The organism is Bacillus sp. JST-5 (assembly GCF_057747715.1).
The window spans coordinates 104,730-110,739 of record NZ_JBYLHW010000003.1 but is presented as its reverse complement, the minus strand read 5'-3'; the positions used below and the strand labels follow the sequence as shown (position 1 = coordinate 110,739).

Sequence of the window (6,010 nt, the reverse complement as noted above, 5' to 3'; positions counted from 1 at the left end):
ATTATTGCGGATCGATTTCATTTTATGAGACAAGCTTATTGGGCATTTGATCGAGTAAGACGAGAAGTGCAACATAAGTTATATAAGGAACAACGCATTCGAATGAAAAGAAATAAAGAGCTTTTATGGAAATCCCCATTTAAGCTCAATCCAAAAGAGAAAGAGCGAGTAGAAGAACTCTTGGCACTTGATTCGGACTTGAGAGAAGCCTATGAGTTAAAGAATGAACTGGATGACTGGTTTAAAACAAGTACAATGGAAAATTGCAAAACAGGTTTAGAAGCATGGATGACGAGAGTTGAGGAATCTGGAAACGAAGCATTTAAAAAAGTTGTACAAACATTTAATAGGTGGAAACAAGAGATTTTACAATCCTTCATGTATCCATTTAACAATGGATATATTGAAGGTGTAAATAATACAACCAAAGTAATCAAACGAATGTCTTATGGAATCAAAAGCTTTGAGCGATTACGAAAAAAGATCTTGTGGCGTCAACTTATCAGAAGGAATGTAGGTTAACCTACATTCCTTCCAAAGGGAGAGTATTGGAAATATTTACACCACCACAATTGACAGAGAGCCTTTTTTATTTGAAAAATAATATGAAACTCGTATCAATAAATTTCAGCGCTATGTTTAGAAATATGGAGAGTTTAACGTTTATAGCACCTCACTGATTTTTTTCAACAAACGAAGGTAATAAAATAAACGATCTCAAAGAATTGTCAAAACTACAACTATCAAACTATACCAAATCTTGTATGGAAATGTTAAAGTTAAAGAGAATTAATTGAGTTCCATAATCAAAGTGTTATCATTCATTTAACCTATGTTATAATTTCATAGTTATGAAGAATTTTAATATATGGGGGACTTCTTTGTGAATAAAAACAATGAAGCAACAAAGAGTAGAGGGAAAGTTTTAAGCTTTATGCCGACGGGTGAATTATATTTCACTAAAGGTGTAAAAGCTTTTCATAGACGTGAGCTAGGTAAAGCTAGAAAATATTTAGAACGTGCCATACAACTGGAACCGATGAAGCCAATGATTTATTGTCAATTGGCTATCGTTTTAACGGAAGAAGGAAATTATCAACACTCCAATCAATTGTTATTAAAAATTATTCAAGAGCTTGATCCGTTGATGTATGAGTGTTATTACTTGTTAGCCAACAATTATGCTTTTTTAGGTCTATTTAAAGAAGCATATCATTATGCGAATGAATACTTAAAATATGCACCTAATGGCGAATTTTCCGAAGATGCCCTCGATCTATTAGATTTAATGGAAGTTGAGGAAGATCTTGATGAATACAGTGAAGAAGATGAACTAATCGTTAAACAAGATAATGCTAAAGCTCTCTTAGAATCAGGAGATTTTCAAAATGCAGTCGGTTTATTAGAAGAAATCACCAATGAGTTCCCTGAATTTTGGCCGGCTTATAATAATTTAGCTTTAGCCTATTTTTATTTAGGTGAAACGGAAAAAGCTGAAAAGGTCTTAGAGGATGTGCTGTCAAAAAATCCTGGAAATTTGCACGCTTTTTGCAATATGCTCGTATTCTCACATTTTCAACAACAAGATACGAATCATTTAGCGCAAGCATTAGAAAAAGTTCATCCTATTTCTTTTGAACATCGATTTAAATTAGGAGCAACATTCGCTGTCATTGGGCGATATGATCTTGCTTACAAATGGCTGAAATCGTTGATGAAGTCCGGATTTGAAGGAGACCATTCGTTTTATTATTGGCTGTCCTTGTCTGCTTATAAACTAGGAAATATTCAATATGCAGAACACATATGGAACAAAGTAGTCGACCTTAACCCAGAGAAAGCTGGATTAGAACCGTGGAAAAATGAAGATACTAAAGAGGAAATTGAGATTGATGAAGAGTTTATTAAGATGAGACTAAAAAGCCAAGACTTATCGGAACGATTATTTGGGTATTTTTTATTCTCCATTTATTTTTCAAGTGAAAAAAAAATCAAGCGCTACGCAAAAACAGATTTTGAAAAGGAATTTTTGCAAGCTATATACGGATCAAAAAATGATATAAACGAATCTTCTGCTTATGACATGTATCAAACTGCTTTGCACTTATATCATCGAAATCAACCAATTAGTTTTTACGAATCAAGCCTTTTTCATTTATGTTTTATCATCATGAAACAAGTGCAAAACATTTATTCGACGAAAAATACAAAAGCGTGGGCGTGTGCCATTGAATATATATGGAAAAAATATAGAAGTGAAAAAATTACGCAAAAAGAATTAGCACGAAACTATGAAATCTCCCCTTCAACGCTCGCAAAATACGTAAAACTTGTCCAGAAAGTTTTATCTTGAGCAAATTTATAGACGTTTCACAATGACTTCTATAGCATAGAACATGAAGGGAATAATAGTAAAAAAGTGTTTATTGTTGTTTGAAGGAGCGATGGAAATGAGCAATGAGATGATCTATGATGTAATCATAGCGGGTGCGGGTCCTGCCGGGATGACAGCAGCCGTTTATACTTCTAGAGCAAATCTTTCTACATTAATGATTGAAAGAGGAATTCCTGGAGGCCAAATGGCGAATACAGAAGATGTTGAAAACTTCCCTGGTTTTGCCCATATTTTAGGCCCTGAATTATCGAATAAAATGTTTGAGCATGCGAAAAAATTTGGTGCAGAATACGCATATGGTGATATTAAAGAAATTATAGATGGAGAAGAATATAAAATCGTTAAAACTGGCTCAAAAGAATATAAGGCAAGAGCTGTCATTATTGCTACAGGAGCGGAATATAAAAAGCTCGGTGTACCTGGAGAAAAAGAATATGGTGGTCGTGGAGTATCTTATTGTGCCGTTTGTGATGGAGCTTTCTTTAAAGGAAAAGATTTAGTTGTTGTTGGCGGCGGCGATTCAGCGGTAGAAGAAGGAGTATACTTAACTCGCTTTGCCAATAAAGTAACGATCGTCCATCGTCGTGACGAACTACGTGCGCAAAAGATCTTGCAAAAACGTGCTTTTGAAAATGAAAAAATCGATTTTATTTGGAATCATACCGTGAAAGAAATCCACGGAACGGATGGAAAAGTTAGCAGTGTTACTCTCGTTTCAACAGTAAACGGAGAGGAGCGGGAGTTTAAAACAGATGGTGTCTTCATTTACATCGGAATGGTTCCACTATCAAAACCGTTTGAAAATCTCGGAATTACAAACGAAAACGGTTATATTGAAACAAATGAAAAAATGGAAACAAAAGTACCTGGAATATTTGCTGCCGGCGATATCCGTGAAAAATTATTAAGACAAATTGTTACTGCTACCGGTGATGGAAGTATTGCTGCACAAAGTGCCCAACATTACGTGGAAGAATTAAAAGAAAAGCTCCAAATAAAATCATAATATTTACAAAAAGTAAATAGGATTTAATTCTACTGTAACAAACATGAAATATTATTGGGGTATGATAAAAATAGAAATTGACCCCCTTTTTATATAACCTTTCTTCGGCACAGCGATGGTCTGTGCCTCTTTTTTTTGCACTTAATGGCTATAGCTTATGTTTCATTGTGGATATGTATAAAAAATTGTATAATAAAAGGAATAAATGTACGATTATGCATATTGTGAACATCCGATGAGGTGAGTTGATGAGAAGGGTAACAAACTGTATTCTTTTGAAAAATAATGAAATTTTATTATTAAAGAAGCCTAGGAGAGGTTGGTGGGCCATTCCGGGCGGAAAAATGGAGATTGGTGAGACGATTAAAGAAGCTGTCGTGCGAGAATATAGAGAAGAAACAGGGATATTTTTAAAAAATCCTAGTTTAAAAGGAATTTTCACATTTTTAATGAAAGAGAATGATAAAATCGTTGATGAATGGATGATGTTTACTTTTTTAGCAACAGAAGCTGAAGGACTTCAACTGAAAGAATCAGAAGAAGGGATTTTACAATGGCACCCAATCGATCAAATTCATTCACTTCCGATGGCGTCAGGAGATAAACATATATTAGATTATGTAATTCATGGCGAAGGAATTATATACGGAACGTTTCAATATACCAATGACTTTCAATTATTGTCTTATAAATTAGATCCGAATTGATGGAAACTTTAAGAGGGGGAACCAAATATGAATGACGGAGCAATAAATGGCGTAGAAATGGTCATCATTACAGGAATGTCTGGGGCAGGAAAAACTGTAGCTATTCATAGTTTTGAAGATTTAGGTTTTTTCTGTGTAGATAATTTACCACCCACTTTACTTCCAAAGTTCCTTGAACTTATGAAAGATTCCGGCAATAAAATGAATAAAGTAGCTCTCGTCATGGATTTGAGAGGTCGGGAATTTTTTGAACATTTATTTCATGCACTTGATGATTTAAATGATTTATCTTGGGTTACTCCCCACATTTTATTTTTAGATGCGGACGATGCCACTCTTGTTCGTCGTTATAAAGAGACAAGACGATCTCATCCGTTAGCTCCATCCGGTCTTCCTTTAGAAGGAATCCGTTTAGAGCGCCATTTATTGGAAGAATTAAAAGGTCGTGCACAAACGATTTATAATACTTCAAAATTGAAGCCAAAAGAGTTGCGTGAAAAAATATTAAACGAGTTTTCTAGCAATAAAGCAGCCATTTTTACAGTTAATGTTGTCTCATTTGGCTTTAAGCACGGTATTCCAATTGATGCAGATTTAGTGTTTGATGTAAGATTTTTACCGAATCCTCACTACATTGAACATATGCGTCCACAAACTGGTTTGGATGAAGAAGTATCCAACTATGTGTTAAAATGGAATGAAACAAATAAATTTCTTGAAAAAGTAACGGATTTATTATCCTTTATGCTTCCGCATTACAAAAGAGAAGGAAAAAGCCAACTGGTTATTGCCATCGGTTGTACCGGAGGACAGCATCGGTCTGTGGCATTAACAGAATATATAGGGAATTATTTTAAGAAAGATTATCACGTACAAATAACTCACCGTGATATTAATAAAAGAAAGGAATTGAAGAAATGACGAACCGACTACCAAGAATCGTCATCATCGGCGGAGGTACCGGACTTCCCGTGCTATTGCGTGGGCTAAAAAATTATCCCGTTGATATCACGGCAATTGTAACAGTTGCGGATGATGGGGGAAGTTCCGGCCGATTGCGTGATGATTTGCAAATTCCTCCTCCGGGTGATATTCGAAATGTTTTAGCGGCACTTTCAGATGTTGAGCCGTTAATTGAAGAAATGTTTCAACATCGTTTTCAAACAGCCGGAGATTTATCTGGACATTCATTAGGAAATTTAATATTGGCAGCAATGACGAATATTACCGGGAATTTTGCTTTGGCTATACAAGAGCTTAGCCGCGTCTTAAATGTAAGAGGAAAAGTGCTTCCTGCCGCGAATCAAAGTGTCGTTTTACATGCGGAAATGGAAGATGGGACGATTGTATCCGGTGAATCAAAAATTCCATACTCAGGTAAACGGATTAAACGTGTTTACTTAACTCCAGAAAAAGTAAAACCGCTTCCGGAAGCCGTAAAAGCCATCCAACAGGCAGATTTAATTGTTATCGGTCCAGGAAGCTTATATACAAGTATTTTACCAAATTTATTAGTTCCAAAGATTGGAGACGCTGTTAGTCGTTCGAAGGCTAAAAAAGTGTATATATGTAATTTAATGACCCAAGCAGGGGAAACGCATGATTTTACAGCGAGCGACCATGTGAAAGTGTTATATGAACATTTGAACGGTCCGTTTATACAAACGATTTTAGTGAATAATCAGGAAATCCCGGAAGAAATTAAAAAACGATATGAAGAAGAAATGGCGCAACCGGTGGAATTCGATTGGGAGCGATTGAAAGAATTAGGACTCGAAGTAATTACAGAATCAATCGTATCGTTTGACGGTCACATTATACGCCATGATACAAAAAAAGTAGCGGAAATTCTTTATCAAATCTTATTAAACGAAATGAAAGCGAGCTTTCATGCGTAGTCGT

At 35.4% G+C, this 6,010-nt stretch carries 6 protein-coding genes; all 6 read left to right on the top strand.

The features are described 5' to 3' along the window. The coding region (locus AC3ASS_RS01845; protein WP_488281793.1) for a transposase at positions 1 to 522 on the top strand (522 nt) is incomplete at its 5' end. A 361-nt stretch (positions 523 to 883) separates the two neighbouring features. Further along, entirely contained in the window at positions 884 to 2,353 is a 1,470-nt protein-coding gene (locus AC3ASS_RS01840) for a tetratricopeptide repeat protein (RefSeq protein WP_488281792.1), read from the top strand. A 97-nt stretch (positions 2,354 to 2,450) separates the two neighbouring features. Then, on the top strand, positions 2,451 to 3,401 hold the full coding sequence (gene trxB, locus AC3ASS_RS01835) for a thioredoxin-disulfide reductase (RefSeq protein ID WP_488281791.1): 951 nt from the start codon (positions 2,451 to 2,453) through the stop codon (positions 3,399 to 3,401). A gap of 248 nt (positions 3,402 to 3,649) precedes the next feature. Continuing rightward, positions 3,650 to 4,108 (top strand): NUDIX hydrolase, encoded by a 459-nt coding sequence (locus AC3ASS_RS01830; RefSeq protein ID WP_488281790.1) that lies wholly within the window; start codon positions 3,650 to 3,652, stop codon positions 4,106 to 4,108. Between the two features lie 27 nt (positions 4,109 to 4,135). After that, positions 4,136 to 5,029: an RNase adapter RapZ gene (gene rapZ, locus AC3ASS_RS01825; RefSeq protein ID WP_488281789.1), complete on the top strand. Its 894-nt coding sequence runs from the start codon at positions 4,136 to 4,138 to the stop codon at positions 5,027 to 5,029. Further along, positions 5,026 to 6,006, top strand: a complete 981-nt coding sequence (locus tag AC3ASS_RS01820) for a gluconeogenesis factor YvcK family protein (RefSeq protein ID WP_488281788.1) — start codon at positions 5,026 to 5,028, stop codon at positions 6,004 to 6,006. The genes rapZ and AC3ASS_RS01820 overlap by 4 nt, the downstream gene beginning before the upstream one ends. Positions 6,007 to 6,010: the final 4 nt, after the last annotated feature.

Excerpts from the sequence above, each read along its gene's own strand:
- trxB (WP_488281791.1), top strand. The coding sequence starts at position 2,451 with ATGAGCAATGAGATGATCTATGATGTAATCATAGCGGGTGCGGGTCCT.
- AC3ASS_RS01830 (WP_488281790.1), top strand. The coding sequence starts at position 3,650 with ATGAGAAGGGTAACAAACTGTATTCTTTTGAAAAATAATGAAATTTTA.
- rapZ (WP_488281789.1), top strand. The coding sequence starts at position 4,136 with ATGAATGACGGAGCAATAAATGGCGTAGAAATGGTCATCATTACAGGA.
- AC3ASS_RS01820 (WP_488281788.1), top strand. The coding sequence starts at position 5,026 with ATGACGAACCGACTACCAAGAATCGTCATCATCGGCGGAGGTACCGGA.